Origin of the sequence: Flavonifractor plautii ATCC 29863, from assembly GCF_000239295.1 — a bacterium.
Lineage (GTDB): Bacteria > Bacillota > Clostridia > Oscillospirales > Oscillospiraceae > Flavonifractor > Flavonifractor plautii.
The window spans coordinates 1-22,392 of sequence record NZ_JH417702.1; the positions used below are offsets into that span (position 1 = coordinate 1).

Genomic DNA, 22,392 nt, shown 5'->3' on the forward strand with positions numbered 1-22,392 from the left:
TGCCTCATGATTCCTCGCTGTCGTGCTCCTGGGGGCCGCCGTGGATCTCGGTGATCTCGGCACCGCCCTCGCCGGGCGCGGCCTCCTCCGCCTGGGCAGCGGCCTCACGGGCCTGCCGCTCCAGCTCGTCCAGCTCCGCCAGCCGGCGGCGCAGGGCCTCGCGCTCTTGAGCGTCCATGGCGGAGATGCGCTGCTCCAACTGCTCCTCCCGGCGGCGCTGGGCGTCCTCCTGGAGCTTCTGCTGGAGCTCCTCGCCATACCGTTTGCCCTGTTCCACATAGATTTCGCCCTTTTCCGCCAGTACCTTTCCGGCCTTGACCACCTGTTCGGCGGCCAGCGCGGCCAGTCCCACACCAGCGAAGGCCACATTTGTCAATGCTTTGCCAAAGTCTTCCCACATAATTCGGAATCCTCCTTATTTGAATTGGAAGGCGGGCCGGTCCCGGCCCTGGTTTCTGCCCTTAGTATAGACCAAAATTCCCTGTTTGTCTTTTGATTTCTATGAACAGTACATTAAAAATGGATGAAAACGCCGGGCGGACGGGGCTTGTGCCGCGGCCCGGCCCGTAGTATAATGGAGCGGATGATCCCATATCAGAGAGGCGAAAGCATGAAGCAACAGGAGAGACGAACCTGGGCGGAGATCTCCCTGCCCAATTTGGAGCACAACTACCGCGCACTCCGGGCGCTGCTGCCCGAGGGGTGCCGATTTCTGGGCGTGGTGAAGGCCGACGCCTACGGCCACGGGGCGGTCCCCGTGGCCCGGAAGCTGGAGGAGCTGGGGGCGGAGTACCTGGCGGTGGCCTGCCTGGCGGAGGCCAGGGAGCTGCGGGAGGCCGGGGTGCTCACCCCGATCCTGCTCTTGGGCTACACGCCAACCGACTGCGCGGAGGAGCTGCTGCGCTATGGGTTGACCCAGACGGTCTACGATCTGGAGAGTGCCAGGGCCTTTTCCGCCGCCGCCCAGGCGGCGGGGAGGCGGCTGCGCATCCACGTGAAGGCGGACACCGGTATGTCCCGTCTGGGCTGGCTGTGTGATGAGGGACACCGGACGGAGGCGGCCGACGCCATTGCCGCGGTGTGCGCCCTGCCCGGCCTGGAGGCGGAGGGCATCTATACCCACTTCGCCAATGCCGACGGGGACGAGGCGTACACCATGGGCCAGTTCACCCGCTTTCTGGAGCTGCTGTCCGAGCTGGAGGGGCGGGGAATCACGTTCCCAATCCGCCATTGCGCTGCCAGCGCCGCTGTGTTAAAGTATCCCTGTACTCATCTGGATATGGTGCGCCCTGGGGTGGCCCTGTACGGCCACTATCCCGACCCCTCCTGCGAGGGGTTGGACGGCGTTGGCCTGCGGCCGGTAATGGCGCTTAAGACCCGGGTGGCCTCGGTCAAGGCCGTCCCCGCCGGGACGCCGGTAAGCTATGGCTGTACCCATGTGCTGGAGCGGGACGCCGAGCTGGCCGCCCTGACCGTCGGCTATGCCGACGGCCTGCCCCGGCTGTGCTCCGACCGGCTGGAGGTACTCATCCGCGGACAGCGGGCGCCTATTGTGGGCCGTGTCTGCATGGACATGTGCATGGCGGATGCCACCGGGCTGGGGGCTGCCCCCGGCGACGAGGTGGAGCTCTTCGGCGAACACCTGCCGGTGGAGGACGCCGCTGCTCTGGTGGGCACCATCCAATACGAATTGCTCTGCGCCGTGTCCCCCCGGGTGCCCCGGGAGTACTTGAATTGAGCGTCCGCTCACACGGCGGCCCTGCCGGGCATACAATGGTTCGGGGAGGGATGCCGGCGCAGCGGCGGAGAGAGACGGGGACTTCCTGTTTTTTGAAACCCTGTGTATAAATTCCGCCGCCCCGTGGGAGAATCATAGTGACCGCGTTACATAAGCCCTGTGCTTGGTGACGCTGGTGACTATATTCCGGCGGAGTGTGAGCTTTTGTGGACAACAGCGTAAAACGAGGAGACATCTTTTATGCCGATCTGAGCCCGGTGGTGGGCAGTGAGCAGGGGGGCGTGCGTCCGGTGCTGATCGTACAGAACGACACCGGCAACCGCCACAGTCCCACCGTGATCGCCGCCGCCATCACCTCTCAGACCGGAAAGGCCCGTCTGCCCACCCACATTGAGCTCTCAGCCAACACCTACGGACTGCCCAAGGAGTCGGTGGTGCTGCTGGAACAGATCCGGACGCTGGACAAAAGGCGGCTGAGAGAGCATATGGGCCGGCTGGACGAAGCGCAGATGCAGCGGGTGGACAACGCCATCGCGGTCAGCTTCGGCCTGCATACGGACACCATGGTTTAAAAATGGAAGCACGGGACCGCCCCGGCGGGCGGCCCCGCTTCCCAAACGGAGGACGTACATATGAAGAAAACACATTGGCCCGCCCGTCTGGCAGCCGGGTGCCTGGTGACCCTGACCCTGGTGGGCGTTGCCTTTGCCGCAGGCCAGCAGGGGAGCCAGAGCGACCCGCTGGTGACGCTGAGCTATCTGACTCAGAAAGCCACCCCATCCATTCTGTCCCAGGTGGACAGCAAGCTCACGGCCCGGGAGGCGGAGCTGAAGAAGCAGCTCTCCGCCGTGGTCGAAGGCTATGTCAAGGAGGTGGAGGACAAGCTGGCAGCCTCAGGCGGGGGAGGCTCCGTCCAGCCATCCGGCGGCGCATCCTATCAGGTAGTCAACCTCTCCGCCGGGCAAACCATCACCGGCGGTGCGGCGTGTGAATTCCTCCTGCGCAGCGGCACGGCTACCTGCGTTTCGGACACCTCCCCCGGCCTGGTGGACATGACCGCCGGAACGACGCTGGCCGGCGGCGGGGCCCTGACGGCCAACCATCTGTATCTGGCCACCATTGAGGGCCGGGGCGTCAAGGCTTCCACCGCCGTGACCCTCCTGGTCCGGGGGACCTACAGCATTCAATAAACAGAAGAATGGGCGGCACAGATTGTGCCGCCCGCTGAAATGGTCAATAGCTCCTCCTGCTTGAAGGCTTCGGAGGGAGGGATAGTGTGAAAGGGAACCGTCAGGGTTCCCTTTCGCGTGGGATCAAACGACTTTTTGAACTTTTTTAGAAGGTTCAAAAAGTCCGGCAGCCAGTCGAAAAGACTTTTTGACTGGCTGCTCGGGCGGCACGGAATTGTGCCGCCCGTTCTTTTGTTATTATGCCTCCCTAATGGCCCGGAGGGCGGTAATGAGCGGCGGCTCCTCCGCCGGGGAGACCAGATCGGGGGTGGTTCCCATTTCCTCATTGCTGCTGCCGTCAGGGTTTAGCCCAAATGGGACGGTATATTGAATCAGGATACCGCTGTTCGGGAGCTGAAGGTAGACCGGATCCATAGCGCCAATCCCGTCGCCGCCGGTTGTGCGGCCTACCAGGGTGGCAAAGCCGGTCTGTTGGCAGAACAGGACGAAGGATTCGGAGGCGGAGTAGACCGATTCATCTACCAGCACCCAGATGCGTCCGCGGAAGGGACTCGGCTTTGCCGCCGGTTCCACGGTATGGGAGACGGTAAGCACATCGGTGGCCAGGGCACGGTCCGCGGCATCCAGCCCGAGCAGCTCCGGCAGAGTGGAGAGGGGGCGGAAGGCGGAGGGGGAGAAGGCCTCGTCCAGATAAGGGTTGTTGTTGGCGCTCCGCCGCACCAGGGCCAAGTGCCGGCTGGACAGGGGGTGGTCAATGTGGGGGGCCACCAGAAGCTGCTCCCAGTAGAGCTCACTGCCGCCGCTGTTGTCGGTCAGATCCAGAATCAGGTCGGTACAACCGGCGCACTGGAGGTAGAACGCCTCCAGCGCCGCGGCATCGGAAGTATAGTCGGCGGGGAAGCGGTCGATTTTAAGGTATCCAGCCGCCCCGCCCGGAAGGAGAAGCGTGGTCAGGTTGGGTGTATCACCGCCGGAGCCGGGGATGGAGGACTCCGCGTCCGTCCCATTGGCGGCCTGCTCCAGGGCCAGGAGCTTCCGGTACCTGGTCTGAGTGTCCGTGCTGTCCAGCACTTCCGCCCAGTGCGTTTTTCCCTCCCGGCGGTACTGGCCGGCGGCAGGGAGGTAATCGGAGAAATAGGCCTCCGGCTCGATTATGCTCAGATGTCCGTTGGTGCCCAGAAGGTAGAGGGCGCTGTAAATGGCGCTGTAAAAGTCTGCGTCGCTGTCGCTTTCCGCCACCATTTCCCGGTAGGTGGTGTAGATGCGCTCCACCTCAACGCCCTCGCGCTCCAGAATACCCCAGCAGGGATAGCTGTCCCGCAGGGTAGACCAGAGGTACTCGTAATCCTCCATCCGCTGTTCAGCGGTCAGGCCCAGAAGGTGGGCCGCAGGGTCAGGGGAGGCGGAGGGCCGGGAGGCCGGCACAGACCGGCAGCCGGAGAGCCCGGCGCAGAGCAGCAGGGCGGCGCAGCCGGACAAGATGCGTGTGTTCCGGTGGGACAAGGGGAAAACTTCCTTTCTAAAGGAGAATATGGGCCAGCAGGCCGAGCAGCAGAAGGTGGGCGGGGTAAAAGAGGTAGAACAGCCACTTGCCCCAGGGCCGGTCAGTACCGCGGGTACCGTCGTAATACCGGAGGAGGAGCAGGGGGAGGAACATGCCCAGGTTTTCCACCCCCAGCAGGTAGTCCGCCGGGCTGGACAGGCCTCCCAGGTAGAGCAGGTCATAGGCCGGACTGGTGAGCAGGCTGACGGTATTGACGGCAAACAGGACGACCAGTGTGTAGCCGAAGGCCTGATTGCGGAAGTCGCCGTAATAGAAGTCCAGCACGACGATGATGCTGAAGCCCCAGATGCCCCAGTCGCCGGGGATGCTCAGGCAGGCCAGCAGGAGGAGCAGGACGGCCCGGAGGGGTGCGGGCCAGGGGCGGCGGCGCACCCAGACGGCCAGTACCCCCAGGGAGATGGTGTAGATGACATTCAGCCGCAGGGGATTCATCTGCTCCGGCTGACCCATGGCGCAGAAATAGAGGAAGGGGAAGTAACTGACGCCGGCAAAGACCGCCAGCCTGGCCAGATAGCGCCGGATGCTCCTGGTGTGGTGAAAGCCCTCGACAGCCATATAGAACATGATGGGGCCGGTGAGCTTGCCGACGGCGTCCATGACGGTCCACAGGGGCGTCCCATAGGGGACAAAGGTGAAGGCGACGTGGTCGACCACCATAGCGGCAATGGCGATGAGCTTGAGGGAGAGGGCGGACAGCCTCACGGTGTCTCGCCCCCCTCCGGGCCATAGGCGAAGTAGTCGTCGAGCCGGGTGCCCTCCAGCGCCATCCACTGGGTGGACAGGGACTGGTCCAGCCGTTTCAGCTCCCGCTTCAGGGCACGGGTCATGGCCTCCTCCTTCGACAGCTCGTCCTCCGTCTTGCCGTCCAGAAAGGCCTGCACCGCGTCCCGGTAGCTGGTCAGGATCCGGTCCCGCTCCCCCACGGTGAGCATGCTCTCGTCCGGCATTTGGTAACGGATGGTGTAGGAGGCGGAGGCCTCATAGACCACGTAGGAGTCGCCGAATACGTCCTCGGACCGGGTATAGGCGGCAGCGTCTGTATAGGCCGGGGTAATCTGTGTGCAGTAGCCGCCGTAGTGCCGGGCGGAGCAGGCCCCCATGGCGGCGGCCAGGGTACCGAGGACAAATTCGGCCTCGGGTCCGTCCTCCTCATAGGAGCAGAGCAGGCGGCGAATGCGTTCCTCCCGGGCGTGGAAGGCGGCCTCATTGGTCCAATCCGCCAGAGCGCGGTCGAACGCTGCGACGGACTGGGCCTCATATCCCTCGGTGCGCAGGGCCAGGGCCTCGTCCAGATCCGCCTGGGTATAGGGTTCGGGGGAGAGGGGCCAGGGTGTGTAATTCAGCGCGGCGGCGGGAGCCAGGGAGCGAACCAGCCAGAAGGTGAGCAGGCCGGCGCCGGCCAGCAGGGATACCACGGCGCAGAGGGTAATGACCAGCCGGTTCCTCATGCCATGCCCTCCACGACCAGATCGTGGGTGACAAGCGTACCCGAGCCGTCATAGGCCGCCTCGGACCAGCAGCCCTCCACGGCGCCGCCGGTATACGCGATCTGCCCCGTAGCGGCGGCCGCGCCCAGCCGGTCCAGCTCGGCCTGCAGGGTCTGCTTGAGCTTGCCCTCGTCGCGCAGCGATTCTGTGGAGAGGTCGTCCAGGCAGTCCTGCATACCCTTGAGAATGGACTGGAGGAAGGCGTCGCGCTCGGCAACGGTCAGCCCGTCCTGATCCAGAATCCGGTAGGTGAAGGAGTAGCCTGCCTCGGTCCACCCCACCTCCACCGTGTCGCCGTATACGTTGGCGGTCTCGGTGCGGGAGAGCTGGCCGGAGAAGGAGGGGGCCTCCGCCCGGCCCGAATATACCTCATTCAGCCGGGCGTTGTACTCGTTGAGGGAGGGCTGGGCGGTGTTGACCAGGAAGGGGGCCAGAGGGTCGGTTTCGGGGAGGTCCATCAGCACCCGCCCAAAGGCCTCGGACAGCGCCTCGCTCTCGTTCAGCGCAGCGTAGAGCGTGCGGTTGAATTCGGCGATGGACAGGGACTCGTATCCCTCAGTTTTCAGCGCGGCAACCTGTTCATACTGCTCCTTCGTGTAATAGTGGCCGGTCTGCGGGTCGGGTTTGAGCTCCCCGGAGGAGTCCCAGACGCCCTCCTGGTAGGCCGTCACCACTCCATTGTCCCGGATGGTCAGGCCGGAGGCGGAGGCGATCGGCCTTTCCCGGGGGGCGTTGGTGGCGAGCACGGCGGTGAGGGCCACCACCAGCACCAGGGCTACGGCCAGCGCCGCGGCGGAGGTTTTGCGGGAGCGCATGATGGCGCCGATGCGCTCCTCCAGGGCGTTTTTGTTGAAAGCGGAGCACAGGGGGAGGAAGCGGGACCGCCTGGCCTCCAGCTCCAGCAGGGTGCGGGCATAGGGGGCGCGGGCCTCCGCGCCGTAGAGGCGCACCACGGCCGCGTCGCAGGAGAGCTCCAGATCCCGGTTGGCTAGGACCAGCATCACCCACACCAGGGGATTGAACCAGTGCAGGCAGGCGGCGGCCGCCAGCAGGAGCTTGGAGAGGGCGTCAAACCGGCGTATGTGGGCCATCTCGTGGGTGAGCACGAAGGCCAGCCGGGACACGTCGCTCCGGTCCAGCGTTTTGGGCAGGAGGATGACGGGGCGGAGCAGACCGTAAGTGAGGGGGCTGTCCACCCGGTCGGAGCAGCGCACCCGTACCCTCCGGCGGATGGGATGGCCGTCCAGCCAGGCGGTGACAAAGGGGTCCTCCACCGGCAGAGAGGCATTCCACTCCCTGCGGCCCCGCAGGTGGGGGAGCAGGAAGCACAGGGCACAGGCCAGAGCGCCCGCGGCCCAGAGCAGGGCCATCCAGGGGATGACCGCCTCCTGCGCTGCGGCCCCCGCCGCATCTGTGCCTCCGGCGGTGACGATGCCCGCCCGGCGGAAGCCCTCGCCCAGATGTCCGGCGGCGGAGTAGAGGCTGGTGGGGGAGGGAATGGAGAAGGGGAGAAGCAGGCGGGCCAGGGCCACGGCCCAGAGCAGAAGAAAGGCCTGCCGGGGCAGCCGGTTCATGGCCAGCGCCCGTACCACAACCACGGCGAGGATGAACACGCCGCCGGTGAGACTCAGTTCCAGCAGAGACAGCATGACAATCACTCCAATTCTTCAATGCGCCGCTTGAGGCGGGCCAGTTCCTCCGGGGAGAGCCTGCGGCTGCCCAGCAGATTGGCCACCAGCAGGTCGGCGGAGCCGCCGTACATCCGGTCGATCAGGGCGTCCGTCTCCTGTTCCCGCACCTCCTCCCGGCTGACCAGGGGGTGGCAGACAAAGCCGGGCTCACTGCGGGAGACCGCCTTTTTGTCAATGCACTTTTTGATCACGGTATAGGTGGTAGTTTTGCTCCAGCCCACCAGCTCCTTCAGGCGGTCGGCTAGCTCCTTGGCGCTGAGATCGCCGTGGTCCCAGAGGACCTCCATGACCTTGCGCTCCGAGTCAAATAGCTTAAGTTCCATCGGTAAGCTCCTTTCTATGCTGTTCTATTGCAATAGAATACAATTGGATTCTACCGCAATAGAATGGTGTTGTCAAGGGTCGGGAACAAAAAACAGACGAACCGCAGTTTGCGGTTCGTCTGTCGTTCAGGCGGGAACTAGTTTGACGCGCTTATCGGCCAGTCCCTCCAGGAAGGCTTGGTCATGCTCCACGAGAAGCATGGCGGGACGGCAGGCCCGCAGGAGCTCCTCAAGCTGCATCCGGGAGAAGACATCAATATAGTTCAGCGGCTCGTCCCACACATACAGGTGGGCGCTTTGGCACAGGCTGCGGGCAAGAAGCACCTTCTTTTTTTGCCCGGCGCTATAATCGGACAGATCCTTTTCAAACTGTACCCGCGCGAAGTCCAGCTTGCGGAGAATGGTCTTGAACTGTGTCTCGTCCAGTTCATAGCGCCGCGCGAATTGGCTCAGGCTGCCCGCAGGAAGGAGGCGTCCTGGGGCACGTAGGAGACGACCAGACCCGAGGCAAGGGAGAAAAGTCCCGTGTGGGGGATCTCCTCACCCAGCGCCAGCCGGAGCAGGCTGGACTTTCCAGAGCCGTTCCGCCCCACCAGAGCCACCCGTTCCCCCCGCTCCACGGTGAAGGAGACAGGACGGCACACGGGCCCCGCCCCGTAGTCGGGTGCCAACTCCCTGGCCTCCAGCAGACAGCGCTTGGGGTGCTCCAGGGGGCGGAGCTTCAGCGCCTCGGCCAGTTCGATGTTCTTCAGAAGCCCGGCCTTGGCCTCCGCCGCCTCCGTCCGGCGGGCCTCCACGGCCTTGGAGCGCCTCATCATCTTTTGCGCCTTGTGGCCGAGATAGCCGCGGTCGGGGCGAAGTCCGGAGTTGCGGCAGCCCTTTTTGGCGGCCTCCACCCGGTCGGACCAGGAAGCAGTGCGGCGTGCGGCATCCTCCAGCCGTCCGATCTCCCGCTTCAGCCGGGCATTCTCTGCCCGCTCCCAGTCGTCCCGGGCCTGCTTGTCCCGCCACCAGGCCGAGAAGCTGCCCTGCCGCACCTCAATGTCCCGCTTGTTGATGACCATGATGTGGTCCACACAGCCGTCCAGAAATACCCGGTCATGGGAGACCAGCAGGAAGCCGATTTTGCGGGAGAGATAGCGGCTCACCACCCGGCGGCCCTCCAGATCCAGATGGTTGGTGGGCTCGTCCAGCAGAAGGAAGGCCCCCTCACGGAGAAAGAGGGCGGCCAGGAGCACCTTGACCTGCTCGCCGCCGGAGAGGGAGGAGTAGGGGCGGAACAGGACCCCGGCATCCACCTCCAGCATGTCCAGCTCCTTGTATATACGCCAGAGTTCCAGTCCGGGCTCCTGCTCCTCCAGAATGGTCAGGGTGTCCCGCTCCGGCGCGGACACCGGGGAGGGGAAGCAGTCAAGGGGTACCGGCACGGAAATCGCGCCGTCGTATTCGTATTGCCTCTGGAGCAGCCGCAGCAGGGTGGTCTTGCCCCGGCCGTTGCGCCCCACCAGACCCAGCCGCCAGTGGGTATCCAGTTGCAGGCTCAGGTGCTCAAAGACATTGTCGTAGCTGCCGGGATAAGCAAAGGTCAGATCCCGGATGTCGATCAGAGCCATGATAGATCACCTCAAATACAAAATATGGGCGCAGAAGGATTCGTCTTCCGCGCCCATGTCCCGAAAAATGGGTACCATAAGGGGAAGTGCACAGCATAACCCTTCTGCCGGAGTACAACAAAGAGACGGCCCGCGGGCCGCCGGTCGGACTCCAAACAAAGAAAGGGTTATTTGCGCATCTTCCCAGCTCCAATCGTTTTCAAGTCGCACACAGTATAGCAGGCGTCCGCGCTCCTGTCAACCGTTTTACAGCGCATTTCACCCCCTGCTCCGCATAGAATAGAAGGAAAGGGCGGAGAAGGGGGGCGCTTGTGTGGAGCGGTTTTCACTGGCCGGCGGACAGGGCTGGCTGACCGTCGAGGAGAGCGGCGGCCGGGCGCGGTGCGCGGCAGAGCTGCCCGAGGACGGAAAGGGGCTCTATAAAGGTTACCTCTGCGGGACGGGAGGCCGGGCCCTGCTGGGCACCTTCCTGCCGGAGGACGGCCGACTGAAGCTGAGGCGCACCCTCTCTCTGGACGAGCTGCGGCGGCAGGGGGCCTGGCCGCCAACAGGCGCCCGGGCGGAGCTGGCCTTTTCCGCGGGCTCGCCCGGCGGTCCGCATTCCCCGGAGGGCTGGCACTGGGAGGAGGCGCCGGCCCGGCGAATGGGGGAACCCCTGCTGGCCCGGGCGGCTGGCGGGGGGCGGGCGCTGTACCGGCCGGAACCGGAGGGGTTTTCCCTGGCGTTTCCCTATGCGGAGACGCGGGCGTTTCCGCTGACGCCTCTGTTTTGCTTTGCCCGCGTGGAACGGATGAATGGGGAATTTTATGCGGTGTTTCCCTTTTGGTCCGGCGGCTGTCCCCGGCTGCCGCATAAGCCGGCGCAGGCGGGGCAAACTATTGGGGCAAACCAAACAAAGGAGGAGACGCGCCATGGCGAACCTAACCACCAAGGAGCTGACCGCCCTGTCCGACCAGCTCAATTTTGAAAAGACCCTCTATTGCAAGTATCAGGAGGCAGCTCAGGAGTGCACCGAGGAAGATCTGAAGCCCTGCTTTCAGCAGTATGCCGATCAGCACCGGCAGAACTATGATTGTCTGCTTGGCTACCTGAAATAAAAAGGAGGGAATGACCATGAACGACCAGGAGCGGATCACCGACCTGATTCTGACCGAAAAGAAGATGAGCGCCAACTATGACACCTTCGCCTCGGAGTGTGTCAACGTGCAGCTTCGAGACGAATTTCTCAAGCTGCTCAACCAGGGCCACCAGACCCAGACCAAGCTCTTCCAGACCGCGCAGCAGAAGGGCTGGTATCAGGTGGAGCAGGCCCCGGCCAGCCAGATCGGCACTGCCTATACCCGTTTCAGCAACCAGCGCCCCCAGTAAAGCCAATCCACGGAGCCAGGCCGTTTACCGGCCTGGCTCTTTTTAAAGTTGAAACTGGTTGAAAAATGTGGTAAACTGGCGCTACTTGACCAAAGGAGGAGTAGCATTGCAGAGCAAGAAAAAGACCATCCTGGCGGTGGCCGCCCTGGTGGTGATCGCTGCCGTCCTGCTGCTGGTATGGCGAGCCGTCACGCCCAAGGGGGAGGCAGGGGAAAAGACCATCACCGTTCAGGTTTTGCATAAGGGCGGGGAGGAACGGGTGTTCACCCTGGAGACCGGGGAGGCCTATCTGGGCGCGGTCCTGACGGCTGAGGGCGTGGTGGAGGACAACCAGGGCCCCTACGGCCTCTATATGCTGACCGTGGACGGCGAGACCGTGGACGAGGGGGCACAGGAGTGGTGGAAGCTGACCAAGGGCGGAGAAATGGTTAACAGCAGCGCTGACAGCACCCCCATTGCCGACGGAGACCACTTTGAATTGACCTTTACTGTGGGCTATGACGGCCTCGGGTAAGCACAGGCCCATGGGGGCGCGGGAGCTGGTGCTCCTGGCCCTGTTGGGCGCGCTGCTGCTGGTGACCAAGCTGGCCCTGGCCTGGCTGCCCAATATCGAGCCGGTTTCTCTGCTTGTCCTAGTCTATACTGCGGTACTGGGCTGGAAAGCCCTGGCCCCCGTCTATGTCTATGTGATGATGGAGATCCTCATCTGGGGGCTTGGCTTTTGGAACCTCTGCTATACCTATGTGTGGCTGGTGCTGGTGGTGTTGGCAATGCTGTTCCGGAAGATGGAGTCTCCCCTTGGCTGGGCAGTGCTCTCCGGGGCCTTCGGGCTCAGCTTCGGGGCGCTGTGCGCCCTAGTGTACTGGGTCACCGGAGGATGGGCCTTCGCCCTGTCCTGGTGGGTAAGCGGCATCCCCTTCGATCTGCTCCACTGCGCCGGAAACTTCGCCATGGCGCTGGTGCTGTTCCGGCCTTGCAGACAGGTGCTGACCCGTCTGATGCGCACATAAACGAGGAGCGCCGTCCAATAGGGCGGCGCTCCTTGTTTATTGCCTGCACCCCTCATACCGCTCTTGGGCGAAGGGCCAGTTGACCCGCTCAAACCAGCGGTCCACATATTCGGCCCGGCGGTTCTGGTAGTCCAGATAGTAGGCATGCTCCCACACGTCCAGACAGAGCACCGGCCACAGTCCCATGGACAGGGGGCAGTCCTGGTTGGGCAGCTTCATAACGGACAGCTTTCCCGAGGTCTCGCTCACCAGCCAGGCGTAGCCGGAGCCGAACTGGCCCAGAGCGGCGGCCTTCATCTGTTCCTTCCAACCCTCAAAAGAGCCGAAGTCCCGCTCCATGGCCATGGCCAGCCCGCCGGAGGGGCGGGAGCTGTGACAGGCGCACATGCCGTCGAAGTAGAGCAGATGGTTGTATACCCCGCCGCCATTGTTGCGGATAGCGGTGCGTTTGGGGTCGGGCAGCCGGTCCAGATTTTTGAGCAGCTCATCCAGCGGCTTGGACTGACACTCGGGACAGTCGGCCAGGGCGGTGTTCAGGTTGTCCACATAGGTCTGAAAGTGCTTATCATGGTGAAAGCGAAGCGTGTCGCCGCTGATGTTGGGAGAGAGAGCCTCGTAGGCATAGGGCAGCGGGGGAAGTTGGTAGGGATAGTGCATATCCATGGCTGGTCGTCCTTTCCTTGTTGTTTTCTGTGGGGATTTGCGTTATACTATCCTATTATTCGAGAGATAAATGAGGAACATACCTATGACCGATTATTTCCATTTGAATGCCGCGCCCGACACCGTCCGGGCCATCAGCAGCCTGGGGCTGGCCCACCTGGGGGACGGCGTGTTTGAGCTGATGGTGCGCTCCTGGCTGTGCCTCCACGGCAAGGCCACCTCCAAGGGCCTCCACCGGGCCACCGTCCGCTATGTGGCCGCCCCGGCCCAGGCCCGGGCGGTGGAGCGGATTCTCCCCCTGCTCACCGGGGAGGAGGGGGACGTGTTCCGCCGGGGCCGCAATACCAGCCCCCACAGCGTGCCCCAGAACGCCAGCCGGGCGGATTACCAGGCCGCCACCGGGCTGGAGGCCCTGTTCGGCTGGCTGTGGCTTCAGGGCCGCACAGAGCGGCTCAACCAACTGTTTGCTGTGATCATGGAGGAAGAGGAATGCCGTTAGACGCACTGTGCCTCACGGCGGTGGCCGCGGAGCTCCGTGCCGCCGTGGCCGGAGGCAAGATTGACAAGCTCTACCAGCCCACCCGGGACGAGGTGGTGCTTTATGTACGGGGGCAGGGGGAGAACGTGCGCTTGCTCCTCTCCGCCAACCCCGGCCATCCCCGGGCCAACCTGACCACCCTCAACCGGGAGAACCCGGAGCAGCCCCCTATGTTCTGCATGCTCCTGCGCAAGCACCTCCAGGGGGCGCGGATTCTGGAGCTGAACCAGCCGCCTCTGGAGCGGATTCTGGAATTCCGGCTGGAGACCCTGGACGAGCTGGGCGACCGGGTGGAGCGCCGCCTGGTGCTGGAGGCCATGGGCCGCAGCGCCAACCTCCTGCTGCTGGACGGGGAGGGGCGCATCATCGACTGCATCCGCCGGGTGGACGGTGATCTTGGCCGGGGTCAGCGGCAGCTTCTGCCCGGCCTGTTTTACCGCCAACCGCCGGAACCTGACAAGTTGAATCCCTTTACGATAGAGCCGGAGGAGCTGCGCCTGGTGCTGGAGAACCCCCTGGGTAAGGAGTGGGACAAGCTGCTGCTGGACAGCTTCACCGGCCTGTCGCCTCTGGTGGCGCGGGAGCTGGCCTTCCGCGCCGGCGGCGATCAGGAGCGGCTGGCGGCGGAGCTGGAGAAACTCAAAAATAATGTAAATGAAAATGGCCTTACACCTTACCTGCTGGTGCGGGAGGGCAAGCCGGTGGATTTCACCGTTCTGCCCATCCTCCAGTATGGCCCGGAGATGGAAAGCCGGCCCCAGGCTTCCTTCTCCCAAATGCTGGACGAGTTTTACGAGCGCCGGGAGGCGGCCGACCGGGTGCGCCAGCGGGGGCAGGACCTGGTCAAGGCGGTGACCAGCGCCCGGGACCGCACGGCCCGCAAGCTGGCCAACCAGACCCGGGAGCTGGAGGCTACCAGGGATCGGGAGCGCCTGCGGGAGCTGGGGGATATCCTCACCTCCAACCTCCACGCCATGGAGCGGGGGATGGAAGTATTGCGGGTGGTGGACTTCTACGACCCGGAGGGCCGGGAGGTGGAGATCCGGCTGGACCCCCTTCTGGCGCCCCAGCAGAACGCGGCGAAGTACTATAAGGACTACAACAAGGCCAAGACGGCGGAGCAGATGCTCACCATCCAACTGGAAAAGGGCGCGCGGGAGCTGGAGTATCTGAACAGCGTCCTGGAAAACCTCTCCCTGGCGGAGGGGGAGCGGGATCTCCAGGAGATCCGCCAGGAGCTGGTGGAGACCGGCTACCTCCGCCGGGGCAAGACGGCGGCGAAGCGGCAGAAAAGGGTGAGCGGAAAGCCCATGGAGTTCCGCTCCTCTGCCGGACTGCGCATCTCGGTGGGCAAAAACAACAGCCAGAACGATCAGCTCACCACCAAGCTGGCCTACAAGAGCGATATCTGGCTCCACACCCAGAAGATCCACGGCTCCCACGTGATCCTCTGGCTGGAGGGGGGCGAGGCCGACGCCCAAAGCCTTACCGAGGCGGCCATTCTGGCGGCCACCTTCTCCCAGGCGGGAGAGGGAAGCCGGGTGCCGGTGGACTATACGCCGGTAAAGTACGTCAAGAAGCCGGCCGGCGCCCGGCCGGGCATGGTGGTCTATACGACCTACCAGACCGCCGTAGTGGACCCGGACCCGGAGCTGGCCAAACAACTGAGGGTGAAATAGAATGGATATCTGCAACATTCTGGTGGTCGAGGATGACCCCGATATCAACAAGCTGCTCTGCCGCATCCTGGAGGGGGCGGGCTATGCCTGCCGCCCGGCCTTTTCGGGCAGCGAGGCCGCCCTGTGGGCCGGACAATATGAGTACGATCTGGTGCTGCTGGATCTGATGCTCCCCGGTCTGACGGGGGAGGAATTCATCGCCCAGATGCGCCAAAAGAAGACCATGCCCATCATCGTCCTCTCCGCCAAGGCGGGCCTGGAGGACCGGGTCAACGTGCTCCGGCTGGGGGCGGACGACTTCATCCCCAAGCCCTTCGACAACGCGGAGGTGCTGGCCCGGGTGGAAGCCCAGCTCAGGCGCTACAAGCAGTTCTCCGGCGGGGGCGGGAGCGCCGTGCTCACCCATGGAGACCTGACCCTGGACCGGGAGAGCGTCACCGTCACAGCCGCGGGTAAGCCCGTCACCGTCACCGCACGGGAATTTGATATTCTGACCCTGCTGATGGAGCACCCCAAGAAGGTGTTTACCCGGGAGCAGCTCTACGAGCAGGTGTGGGGCGGGGAGTACATGGGGGACGACAATACGGTGAACGTTCACATCTCTAACCTGCGCGCCAAGCTGGCCAAGGCCAGCCCCGCCGAGTATATCAAGACGGTGTGGGGCATCGGCTTTAAAATGAACGATCTGTGATGCGGCCCCACGGCCGCTCCGGTTAAGAAATTCTTCACCTTTGCTTAAAGGCAGATTATGGCCTTTCCATTATACTGGCGTCAAGATCAATGAGAAAGGCGGATGCCAAATGGCAAATGAGATATTGGTGACCCGCGGGCTGACCAAGCGCTATGGCAATCATCTGGCGGTGGACCATGTGGAGCTGTCCATCCAGAAGGGGCAGATTTATGGGCTGGTGGGCCGCAACGGCGCGGGCAAGACCACGATCATTCGGATGGTGACGGCCCAGACGGTACCGACGGAGGGGGAGGTTTCCCTGTTTGGCGCCTCGGGGGAACGGGAGCTGTCCAAAATGCGGGCCCGCACCGGGGCCATGGTGGAGACACCCAGCTTCTATCCCTACCTGACCGCCCGGCAGAACCTGGAGTACTACCGCATCCAGCGGGGCATTCCAGGCCGGCGGGTGGTGGACGAGGTGCTGGAGGAGGTGGATCTGGAGGGCACGGGGAAGAAGACCTTCAAGAACTTCTCCCTGGGCATGAAGCAGCGGCTGGGGCTGGCCCTGGCGCTGATGAACCGGCCGGACCTCCTGCTGCTGGACGAGCCGATCAACGGCCTGGACCCGGAGGGCATCGTGGAGTTCCGCAATCTGCTGCTCAGGCTCAACCAGGAGCGGCAGACCACCATTCTGATCTCCAGCCACATTCTGTCGGAGCTGGCCAATCTGGCCACCTGCTACGGCTTTCTGGACAACGGCATGATGCTGGAGCAGATTTCCGCCCGGGCGCTGGAGGAAAAGTGCCGCGCCTGTATTGAGGCCAGGGTGGATGACGCCTCCCGTGCGGCCCTGGTGCTGGAACAGAGCCTGGGCATCCGCGACTATGAGGTGCTGCCAGGCCACCTGCTGCGCATCTACAGCAGTCTGGACGCGCCCCACCGGGTCGCCCAGGCCCTGGTGGAAGGGGGCGTGGCGCTCCAAAGCATCGAGAGCCGGGGTGCCAATCTAGAGGACTACTTCCTGTCCATGATCGGGGGTGTCCGCCATGCGTAACTATCTGGCCGCCGAGTGCTACAAGACCTTCCGCAGAAAATATTTCTATATCATCCTGGCCGTCTGCCTGGGCCTGGAGGCGGTGCTGCTGTGGGGTTACTGGACGACCTGGAAGTGGGGCAATTCCAACGTGGACTTCTATTCCACGGCCATCATGGTGCCTTTCATGCTGAGCATTGGCCTGTACGCCACGATTGTGACCGGAGATATCGTATTCTCCGAGCAATATAAAAACAATACATTAAAAAATGAGGTGTCCTACGGCCTGTCCCGCGGGCGTATCTACCTGGGCAAGCTGCTCGTGTCTACGGGCGTCGCGGTGCTTGCCGCAGTGGTCATGATGGGCTTCTATCTGGGGCTGTGTTGGGTGCTGTTCCCCCATACGGAGCTGGACGGCATGGCCTGGCAGCTCATCGGCTACTGCCTGGCGGGGGCGTTTCCCCTGTGGCTGGCCGCCCAGGCCATGGTGAATACCTGCTATTTCCTGGTGCGGGGCACGAATATAGCCGCGTTCACGGCCGCAGGACTGCTGGCGGTATTGCCCGCCATTCTACAGGCGTTTGGAATCCTGTTCCACCCGGCATTTGAGGTGCTGCGGCAGTTTATGCCTGGGATCATGCTGGAGAATTTGAAAAACATGGCCTTTCAGTGGAACTACGTGGGCCTGTGCTGGGCCGCCGGGCTGGCGTGGCTGGCGGCAGCCACGGCAGTGGGCCTGCTGGCCTTCCGCCGGAAAGAGATCCGGTAGGGAGGGGAGCGCATGAAGCACTACCTGACCGCGGAATGGGGCAGGGCGGTGGCCCGCCCTTATTTCCGGGCGTTCCTGCTGGTCCTGCTGGCCCTGGCCGCCGGGCTGCCCCTCCTGTGGCGGTTCGGCCTCGGCGACATGTTTCAGGGCAGCTTCGGAGATAGCCTGTCCCTGCTGACCCCCTTTTTCACGGTGGGCCTCTATCTGGCGGTGGTCGTGGCGGACGAGGTCTTTTCCGATCAATATAAGAATGATACCCTGAAGAATGAAGTCTCGTTCGGCCTGCCCCGCAGGCGCATCTACCTGGGCAAGCTGGTCACCGCCGCAGGGATTGGTCTTCTGCTGGCTTTCCTGACCCTGCTGGTCTATGCCGTGCTCTGCCGGGTACTGCTCCCTGGAGCGGTGGGAGACTGGGTTCAGATCCAGACCTTCCTCTTCCGCCTGCTGGGTGCCCTGCCCCTCTGGATGGGGGCCCTCTCCCTGACGGTGGCCGCCATGTTCAATCTCGCCCATACCATCCCCGTGATGGTGGTGGTGCTGGGGTGCCTGGGCGGCCTGAGTTCTGTCCTGCGCATGGTAATGCGCACCGGGGTGGACTGGCTGGCCCGCGGAGCGGAGATGCTCTATCACCTGCTGCTCACCGCGCCCATGGACGTGCTGGAGGTCCCTCTCTGGAGCCCGGCCTGGCTGGGCTGGACCTGGGGCGTAGGACTGCTGTGGACCCTGGGGGCCGCAGCGGCAGGGCTGGCGTTATTTGCCCGCCGGGACATCCGATAAATGGGGAAGGTGGGAGTCCATGCTCAACTATATTAAGGCGGAGCTGTGGAAGGGCCTCCACCGGCGCGGCGTCTATGTCCTGCTGGCCCTGTTGCTTCTGTGTACGGCCCTGTTTTTCATGCTCTACAGCTACGGCGGCTTTTCAAGCCTGGCGAAGGGGATTTCGGTCACCATGGTGGTGGGCATGCTGGCCGCGCCCCTGCTGGTGCAACTTGTGGATGGCAGCACGGCGGATACCTTGAAAAATGAGCTCTCCTTCGGCCTGCGGCGGGGGACGGTCTATTGGGGAAAGCTGTGCGCCGCCCTGCTGTTGGGGCTGGCCTTCTGCCTGGTGCTGGTGGGAGGGAGCCTGGCCGGCGGGTGGCTGTTCCTGCCCCGGGGGGAGCCGGAGGAGGCCCTGGAGGGGCTGGCTCTGGTGGGATTCTGCCTGGCCGGGGCCCTGCCTATCTGGTGCGGCATGTTTGCCCTGTGCCATATGTTGGCCCTGGCGGTGCGCAGTCCGGCCGCCTGGACCGCCGGGTATTACCTGATGTTTTTCATGGGACAGCCGGTGCTGGTGTTTCTGGCGATTCTGTTGTTCGGCGTGTACGAGGCGTCTGCGCCGTTCACCCTGTTCACTGCGGTTGTGCTGCCCTATTCGCTGCTGATGCCCGCGCTGCTGGATGGCTGGCTCACCGCCCAGTACCAGCTCTGGTGCTGGGCCATCGGCCTGGGATGGATGGCGGCCAGCACGGGGCTGGGGCTGTTTCTGTTTGGCCGGAGAGACGTTCGCTAGGGAGGAGGTTTCCGCGTGCTGATCGTGTGTATACTGCTGGCCCTGCTCTGTGCGGGGCTGGCTTTTTGGGTGTGGGCCCAGCGGCGCTCCCTGCGGGAGGCCGCGTACCGGCTCCGGGCGCTGGAGGATACGGGGAGTACCGCCCGCGTACGGCTGGCCGTACCCAACAGCGCGGCGGAGGAGCTGCTGGACGAGGTGAACCGCCTGCTGGAGCTGCGCCAGGCGGACAGGGCCGCTTACCAGGCGAGGGAGCGCGCCCTGCGCCAGCAGATCGCCAATGTCTCCCACGACCTCCGCACCCCCCTGACCTCCATCCTGGGCTATCTCCAGCTTCTGGAGGACCCCGGACTGACGGAGGGGGAGCGGCGGGAATACCTGGCGGTGATTGCGGGGCGGGCCAGGACGCTCCAGAGCCTGATTACCAGCTTTTATGATCTCTCACGGCTAGAGGGGGGAGAGTACCTGCTCCAGCGGGAGAAGGTGGACCTCTACGCCTCTCTGTCCGGTCTGCTGGCGGCCTTTTACAACGATTTCACCGACAGGGGCTTCGACATGGAGGTGGAGTTGGCCGAGGGGCTGCCCCAGGTGTGGGCGGACGCCGGGGCGGTGCTGCGGATTTTCACCAATCTGATCCGCAACGCTCTGGAGCATGGAGAGGGGCGCATGGAAATCCGTCTGTACCAGGAGGGCGGGCAGGTGGTCAGCCGGTTTTCCAACGAAACCCACGCCCTGACTGCGGAGGACGTGCCCCACGTGTTCGACCGCTTCTTTACCTCCGACAAGATGCGCACCGGCCGGAACACCGGCTTGGGCCTGGCCATTGTCAAAGCGCTGGCCGGGCAGATGGACTGCCGGGCGGAGGCCGCTCTGGAGGGGGATATGTTTGCCATCACCCTCCGCTGGCCGGTTGAGCGGAGGTAACAGGCTGAACGCTGCCGTATAAATTATGCGGCGGCGTTTATTCTGTCTTGACAAAGTAAAAGAAAACTGATATCGTTATCGCGTTAAGACTGAGGAACCGGAAAGCCTTGCGGCAGTAAGGAATTTCTAAACCGGCCAGTCTTATTTTGACGTATGGCGTCACTTTCCATTTAGTAAGTTAGATCAGACCGTAGAGAAGAAGAGGTTGAAGTCACATGGTAAAAATCGTACATAAAAAAGTACTCAACCCCAGCGTTACCCTGCTGGAGGTGGAGGCGCCTCTGATCGCGAAGAAGGCGAAGGCGGGGCAGTTCATCATCCTGCGCCTGGACGAGCAGGGCGAGCGCATTCCGCTGACCATCGCGGACTATGACCGCGAGAAGGGGACGGTCACTATTATTTTCCAGAAGGTGGGGCTGACCACCGAGCTGCTGGCCGAGCTGAACGAAGGCGACTCCATCCGGGACTTTGTCGGTCCGCTGGGGCTGCCCACAGAGCTGCCCGAGGGGGCAAAGCGTGTCTGCGTGGTGGGCGGAGGCGTGGGCTGCGCCATCGCCTATCCCCAGGCCAAGACCTGCCATGCTGAGGGGCTGGAGGTGGACGTGATCGCCGGCTTCCGCTCTAAGGACATTGTGATTCTGGAGGACGAGTTCAAGTCCGCCTGCGACCACCTCTACATTATGACCGATGACGGCAGTTACGGCGAGCAGGGCTTTGTTACCGTGAAGCTCAAGGAGCTGATTGATTCCGGCATCCACTATGACGCCGTCATCGCCATCGGCCCTATCCCCATGATGAAGTTTGTCTCCAAGACCACCGAGCCCTATGGCATCAAGACCATCGTCAGCCTGAATCCCATCATGATCGACGGTACCGGCATGTGCGGCGGCTGCCGCGTCACCGTGGGCGGCAAGATGAAGTTCGCCTGCGTGGACGGCCCCGACTTTGATGGCCATGAGGTGGACTTTGACGAGCTGATGAACCGCAACTCCGTCTACCGCGCCCAGGAGGCCGAAGAGAAGGAGCGCCACGCCTGCCGCATGGACCAGTTGGCCCATGAGCTGATGGATCACTGAGGAAGGGAGCCGAATACCATGCCGAATATGAGTTTGAAGAAGGTTCCCATGCCGGAACAGGAGCCCAATGTCCGCAACCACAACTTCCAGGAGGTCTCCCTGGGCTACACCAAGGAGATGGCTATGGAAGAGGCGGCCCGCTGCCTCAACTGCAAGCACAAGCCCTGCGTGGGCGGCTGCCCGGTCAACATCCGCATCCCCGAGTTTATCGCCAAAGTGGCCGAGGGCGACTTCCAGGCCGCTTATGATATTATCTCCGACACCAACGCCCTGCCCAGCGTCAGCGGTCGTGTCTGCCCTCAGGAGAGCCAGTGTGAGGCCCGGTGCGTCCGGGCCATCAAGGGCGAGCCGGTGGCCATCGGTCGGCTGGAGCGCTTTGTGGCCGATTGGTACCGGGAGAACGTCAACGCCATGCCTCAGAAGCCCCAGACCAATGGCATCAAGGTGGCGGTGGTGGGCTCCGGCCCCGCCAGCCTGACCTGCGCCAGCGATCTGGCCAAGCACGGCTACGAGGTCACCATCTTCGAGGCCTTCCACACCGCCGGCGGCGTGCTGGTGTACGGCATCCCCGAGTTCCGCCTGCCCAAGGCCATCGTGCAGAACGAGGTGGACAAGCTCACCGCCCTGGGCGTGGATCTGGAGACCGATATGGTCATCGGCAAGACCTTCGACATTGACGAAATGTTTGAGGAGGGCTATGAGGCCGTGTTCATCGGTTCCGGCGCGGGCCTGCCCATGTTTATGGGCATCGAGGGCGAGACCCTGGCGGGGGTGTACTCCGCCAACGAGTACCTGACCCGCATCAACCTGATGAAGGCCTACCGGGAGGGGTACGACACCCCCCTGAAGATCTCCGGCTCCGCCGCCATCATCGGCGGCGGCAACGTGGCCATGGACGCCGCCCGCTGCGCCAAGCGCATGGGGGCCGAGCACGTCTACGTGCTCTACCGCCGGGATGAGGAGGAGATGCCCGCCCGGAAGGAGGAGGTCCACCACGCCAAGGAGGAGGGCATCGAGTTCATGCTCCTCACCAACCCGGTGAAGGTGCTGGACGACGGCACAGGCCGGGTGGGCGGCCTGGAGTGCGTGAAGATGCGCCTCACGGCCCCCGACGAGAGCGGACGACGCGCCCCCAAGGTGGTGGAGGGCTCCAACTTCACCCTGGAGGTGGACACCGTGGTCATGAGCCTGGGCACCAGCCCCAACCCCCTGATCCGCTCCACCACCCCCGGCCTGGAGACCAACCGGAAGGGCTGCCTCCAGGTGGACGAGGAGACCATGGCCACCAGCCGCCCCGGCGTCTATGCCGGCGGCGACGCCGTCACCGGCGCGGCCACCGTCATCCTGGCCATGGGCGCCGGCAAGAAGGCCGCCGAGTCCATGCACCAGTACCTTCAGGAGAAGCACAGCAAGTAAACACAGACAGGCTGAAGAGGGCCGCCCCGATGGGGTGGCCCTCTTGATACTGGAGCGGCGCGGGCATCTGCCCGCGCCGCATGCTTATGGA

The 22,392-nt window shown here is 63.7% G+C and carries 25 protein-coding genes and 1 pseudogene; 18 read left to right on the forward strand and 8 right to left on the reverse strand.

The genetic code is table 11. From position 1 onward, the window contains the following. Nucleotides 1-4: 4 nt before the first annotated feature. Entirely contained in the window at nucleotides 5-400 is a 396-nt protein-coding gene (locus HMPREF0372_RS05970; protein ID WP_007489826.1) for a hypothetical protein, read from the reverse strand. 210 nt (nucleotides 401-610) lie between these two features. On the opposite strand from HMPREF0372_RS05970, the gene alr reads away from it, so the two are divergent. From alr to HMPREF0372_RS05985, 3 genes are all read left to right on the forward strand, one after another. Then, the gene (alr, locus tag HMPREF0372_RS05975; RefSeq protein WP_039996789.1) at nucleotides 611-1,738 is read left to right on the forward strand and encodes an alanine racemase; all 1,128 of its coding nucleotides are present in this window, start codon (nucleotides 611-613) and stop codon (nucleotides 1,736-1,738) included. 206 nt (nucleotides 1,739-1,944) lie between these two features. After that, the gene (locus tag HMPREF0372_RS05980; protein ID WP_007489832.1) at nucleotides 1,945-2,310 is read left to right on the forward strand and encodes a type II toxin-antitoxin system PemK/MazF family toxin; all 366 of its coding nucleotides are present in this window, start codon (nucleotides 1,945-1,947) and stop codon (nucleotides 2,308-2,310) included. 60 nt (nucleotides 2,311-2,370) lie between these two features. Continuing rightward, nucleotides 2,371-2,928, forward strand: a complete 558-nt coding sequence (locus HMPREF0372_RS05985) for a hypothetical protein (RefSeq protein WP_007489833.1) — start codon at nucleotides 2,371-2,373, stop codon at nucleotides 2,926-2,928. Nucleotides 2,929-3,165: 237 nt separating this feature from the next. On the opposite strand, the gene HMPREF0372_RS05990 is transcribed toward HMPREF0372_RS05985, so the two are convergent. From HMPREF0372_RS05990 to abc-f, 6 genes and pseudogenes are all read right to left on the reverse strand, one after another. After that, the gene (locus HMPREF0372_RS05990; RefSeq protein WP_039996790.1) at nucleotides 3,166-4,431 is read right to left on the reverse strand and encodes a S41 family peptidase; all 1,266 of its coding nucleotides are present in this window, start codon (nucleotides 4,429-4,431) and stop codon (nucleotides 3,166-3,168) included. 16 nt (nucleotides 4,432-4,447) lie between these two features. Next, a complete protein-coding gene (locus HMPREF0372_RS05995; protein ID WP_007489836.1) occupies nucleotides 4,448-5,194 on the reverse strand; it encodes a TraX family protein in 747 nt (248 codons plus the stop codon). Further along, nucleotides 5,191-5,940 carry a hypothetical protein gene (locus HMPREF0372_RS06000; protein ID WP_007489837.1) on the reverse strand — a complete coding sequence of 250 codons (750 nt, stop codon included), beginning with the start codon at nucleotides 5,938-5,940 and terminating at the stop codon, nucleotides 5,191-5,193. The genes HMPREF0372_RS05995 and HMPREF0372_RS06000 overlap by 4 nt, the downstream gene beginning before the upstream one ends. Continuing rightward, on the reverse strand, nucleotides 5,937-7,628 hold the full coding sequence (locus HMPREF0372_RS18690; protein ID WP_050810478.1) for a M56 family metallopeptidase: 1,692 nt from the start codon (nucleotides 7,626-7,628) through the stop codon (nucleotides 5,937-5,939). Before HMPREF0372_RS18690 ends, HMPREF0372_RS06000 begins: the two co-directional genes overlap by 4 nt. Before the next feature lie 5 nt (nucleotides 7,629-7,633). Next, nucleotides 7,634-7,993: a BlaI/MecI/CopY family transcriptional regulator gene (locus tag HMPREF0372_RS06010; protein ID WP_007489839.1), complete on the reverse strand. Its 360-nt coding sequence runs from the start codon at nucleotides 7,991-7,993 to the stop codon at nucleotides 7,634-7,636. A gap of 126 nt (nucleotides 7,994-8,119) precedes the next feature. After that, nucleotides 8,120-9,606 (reverse strand): annotated as a pseudogene (abc-f, locus tag HMPREF0372_RS06015) (ribosomal protection-like ABC-F family protein). 313 nt (nucleotides 9,607-9,919) lie between these two features. Here abc-f and HMPREF0372_RS06020 point away from each other — a divergent pair. The 5 genes from HMPREF0372_RS06020 to HMPREF0372_RS06040 all read left to right on the forward strand — a co-directional run bounded on the left by HMPREF0372_RS06020 (nucleotide 9,920) and on the right by HMPREF0372_RS06040 (nucleotide 11,984). Then, entirely contained in the window at nucleotides 9,920-10,573 is a 654-nt protein-coding gene (locus HMPREF0372_RS06020) for a hypothetical protein (protein WP_007489843.1), read from the forward strand. Then, the gene (locus HMPREF0372_RS06025) at nucleotides 10,518-10,703 is read left to right on the forward strand and encodes a ferritin family protein (RefSeq protein WP_009256979.1); all 186 of its coding nucleotides are present in this window, start codon (nucleotides 10,518-10,520) and stop codon (nucleotides 10,701-10,703) included. Before HMPREF0372_RS06020 ends, HMPREF0372_RS06025 begins: the two co-directional genes overlap by 56 nt. Before the next feature lie 16 nt (nucleotides 10,704-10,719). After that, entirely contained in the window at nucleotides 10,720-10,974 is a 255-nt protein-coding gene (locus HMPREF0372_RS06030) for a spore coat protein (RefSeq protein WP_009256978.1), read from the forward strand. A 106-nt stretch (nucleotides 10,975-11,080) separates the two neighbouring features. Beyond that, the gene (locus HMPREF0372_RS06035) at nucleotides 11,081-11,488 is read left to right on the forward strand and encodes a DUF4430 domain-containing protein (RefSeq protein ID WP_007489847.1); all 408 of its coding nucleotides are present in this window, start codon (nucleotides 11,081-11,083) and stop codon (nucleotides 11,486-11,488) included. 10 nt (nucleotides 11,489-11,498) lie between these two features. Further along, complete coding sequence (locus HMPREF0372_RS06040) at nucleotides 11,499-11,984, forward strand: hypothetical protein (RefSeq protein ID WP_024724166.1); 486 nt, start codon at nucleotides 11,499-11,501, stop codon at nucleotides 11,982-11,984. Between the two features lie 36 nt (nucleotides 11,985-12,020). On the opposite strand, the gene HMPREF0372_RS06045 is transcribed toward HMPREF0372_RS06040, so the two are convergent. After that, nucleotides 12,021-12,647: a superoxide dismutase gene (locus tag HMPREF0372_RS06045; RefSeq protein ID WP_007489849.1), complete on the reverse strand. Its 627-nt coding sequence runs from the start codon at nucleotides 12,645-12,647 to the stop codon at nucleotides 12,021-12,023. A gap of 85 nt (nucleotides 12,648-12,732) precedes the next feature. Here HMPREF0372_RS06045 and HMPREF0372_RS06050 point away from each other — a divergent pair, with 85 nt between their 5' ends. The 10 genes from HMPREF0372_RS06050 (at nucleotide 12,733) to gltA (ending at nucleotide 22,301) form a co-directional block, all read left to right on the forward strand. After that, a complete protein-coding gene (locus tag HMPREF0372_RS06050; RefSeq protein WP_007489850.1) occupies nucleotides 12,733-13,146 on the forward strand; it encodes a Mini-ribonuclease 3 in 414 nt (137 codons plus the stop codon). Then, nucleotides 13,137-14,864 carry an Rqc2 family fibronectin-binding protein gene (locus HMPREF0372_RS06055; protein ID WP_007489851.1) on the forward strand — a complete coding sequence of 576 codons (1,728 nt, stop codon included), beginning with the start codon at nucleotides 13,137-13,139 and terminating at the stop codon, nucleotides 14,862-14,864. The genes HMPREF0372_RS06050 and HMPREF0372_RS06055 overlap by 10 nt, the downstream gene beginning before the upstream one ends. A 1-nt stretch (nucleotide 14,865) precedes the next feature. Further along, the gene (locus tag HMPREF0372_RS06060; protein WP_007489852.1) at nucleotides 14,866-15,555 is read left to right on the forward strand and encodes a response regulator transcription factor; all 690 of its coding nucleotides are present in this window, start codon (nucleotides 14,866-14,868) and stop codon (nucleotides 15,553-15,555) included. A 109-nt stretch (nucleotides 15,556-15,664) separates the two neighbouring features. Further along, nucleotides 15,665-16,588: an ABC transporter ATP-binding protein gene (locus HMPREF0372_RS06065; protein WP_007489853.1), complete on the forward strand. Its 924-nt coding sequence runs from the start codon at nucleotides 15,665-15,667 to the stop codon at nucleotides 16,586-16,588. Further along, nucleotides 16,581-17,336 (forward strand): ABC transporter permease, encoded by a 756-nt coding sequence (locus tag HMPREF0372_RS06070; RefSeq protein WP_007489854.1) that lies wholly within the window; start codon nucleotides 16,581-16,583, stop codon nucleotides 17,334-17,336. The genes HMPREF0372_RS06065 and HMPREF0372_RS06070 overlap by 8 nt, the downstream gene beginning before the upstream one ends. 12 nt (nucleotides 17,337-17,348) lie before the next feature. Further along, on the forward strand, nucleotides 17,349-18,113 hold the full coding sequence (locus tag HMPREF0372_RS06075; protein ID WP_007489855.1) for an ABC transporter permease: 765 nt from the start codon (nucleotides 17,349-17,351) through the stop codon (nucleotides 18,111-18,113). Between the two features lie 19 nt (nucleotides 18,114-18,132). Beyond that, entirely contained in the window at nucleotides 18,133-18,888 is a 756-nt protein-coding gene (locus tag HMPREF0372_RS06080; RefSeq protein WP_007489856.1) for an ABC transporter permease subunit, read from the forward strand. A gap of 15 nt (nucleotides 18,889-18,903) precedes the next feature. Next, nucleotides 18,904-19,809 carry a sensor histidine kinase gene (locus HMPREF0372_RS06085; protein WP_007489858.1) on the forward strand — a complete coding sequence of 302 codons (906 nt, stop codon included), beginning with the start codon at nucleotides 18,904-18,906 and terminating at the stop codon, nucleotides 19,807-19,809. Between the two features lie 215 nt (nucleotides 19,810-20,024). After that, nucleotides 20,025-20,885: a sulfide/dihydroorotate dehydrogenase-like FAD/NAD-binding protein gene (locus tag HMPREF0372_RS06090; protein WP_007489861.1), complete on the forward strand. Its 861-nt coding sequence runs from the start codon at nucleotides 20,025-20,027 to the stop codon at nucleotides 20,883-20,885. An 18-nt stretch (nucleotides 20,886-20,903) separates the two neighbouring features. Beyond that, the gene (gene gltA / locus HMPREF0372_RS06095; RefSeq protein ID WP_007489862.1) at nucleotides 20,904-22,301 is read left to right on the forward strand and encodes an NADPH-dependent glutamate synthase; all 1,398 of its coding nucleotides are present in this window, start codon (nucleotides 20,904-20,906) and stop codon (nucleotides 22,299-22,301) included. Nucleotides 22,302-22,392 lie beyond the last annotated feature (91 nt).

Coding starts and splice junctions, on each gene's coding strand:
- HMPREF0372_RS05970 (WP_007489826.1), bottom strand. CDS start 400: ATGTGGGAAGACTTTGGCAAAGCATTGACAAATGTGGCCTTCGCTGGT.
- alr (WP_039996789.1), top strand. CDS start 611: ATGAAGCAACAGGAGAGACGAACCTGGGCGGAGATCTCCCTGCCCAAT.
- HMPREF0372_RS05985 (WP_007489833.1), top strand. CDS start 2,371: ATGAAGAAAACACATTGGCCCGCCCGTCTGGCAGCCGGGTGCCTGGTG.
- HMPREF0372_RS06000 (WP_007489837.1), bottom strand. CDS start 5,940: ATGAGGAACCGGCTGGTCATTACCCTCTGCGCCGTGGTATCCCTGCTG.
- HMPREF0372_RS18690 (WP_050810478.1), bottom strand. CDS start 7,628: ATGCTGTCTCTGCTGGAACTGAGTCTCACCGGCGGCGTGTTCATCCTC.
- HMPREF0372_RS06010 (WP_007489839.1), bottom strand. CDS start 7,993: ATGGAACTTAAGCTATTTGACTCGGAGCGCAAGGTCATGGAGGTCCTC.
- HMPREF0372_RS06025 (WP_009256979.1), top strand. CDS start 10,518: ATGGCGAACCTAACCACCAAGGAGCTGACCGCCCTGTCCGACCAGCTC.
- HMPREF0372_RS06030 (WP_009256978.1), top strand. CDS start 10,720: ATGAACGACCAGGAGCGGATCACCGACCTGATTCTGACCGAAAAGAAG.
- HMPREF0372_RS06040 (WP_024724166.1), top strand. CDS start 11,499: ATGGGGGCGCGGGAGCTGGTGCTCCTGGCCCTGTTGGGCGCGCTGCTG.
- HMPREF0372_RS06045 (WP_007489849.1), bottom strand. CDS start 12,647: ATGGATATGCACTATCCCTACCAACTTCCCCCGCTGCCCTATGCCTAC.
- HMPREF0372_RS06050 (WP_007489850.1), top strand. CDS start 12,733: ATGACCGATTATTTCCATTTGAATGCCGCGCCCGACACCGTCCGGGCC.
- HMPREF0372_RS06055 (WP_007489851.1), top strand. CDS start 13,137: ATGCCGTTAGACGCACTGTGCCTCACGGCGGTGGCCGCGGAGCTCCGT.
- HMPREF0372_RS06060 (WP_007489852.1), top strand. CDS start 14,866: ATGGATATCTGCAACATTCTGGTGGTCGAGGATGACCCCGATATCAAC.
- HMPREF0372_RS06065 (WP_007489853.1), top strand. CDS start 15,665: ATGGCAAATGAGATATTGGTGACCCGCGGGCTGACCAAGCGCTATGGC.
- HMPREF0372_RS06070 (WP_007489854.1), top strand. CDS start 16,581: ATGCGTAACTATCTGGCCGCCGAGTGCTACAAGACCTTCCGCAGAAAA.
- HMPREF0372_RS06075 (WP_007489855.1), top strand. CDS start 17,349: ATGAAGCACTACCTGACCGCGGAATGGGGCAGGGCGGTGGCCCGCCCT.
- HMPREF0372_RS06080 (WP_007489856.1), top strand. CDS start 18,133: ATGCTCAACTATATTAAGGCGGAGCTGTGGAAGGGCCTCCACCGGCGC.
- HMPREF0372_RS06090 (WP_007489861.1), top strand. CDS start 20,025: ATGGTAAAAATCGTACATAAAAAAGTACTCAACCCCAGCGTTACCCTG.
- gltA (WP_007489862.1), top strand. CDS start 20,904: ATGCCGAATATGAGTTTGAAGAAGGTTCCCATGCCGGAACAGGAGCCC.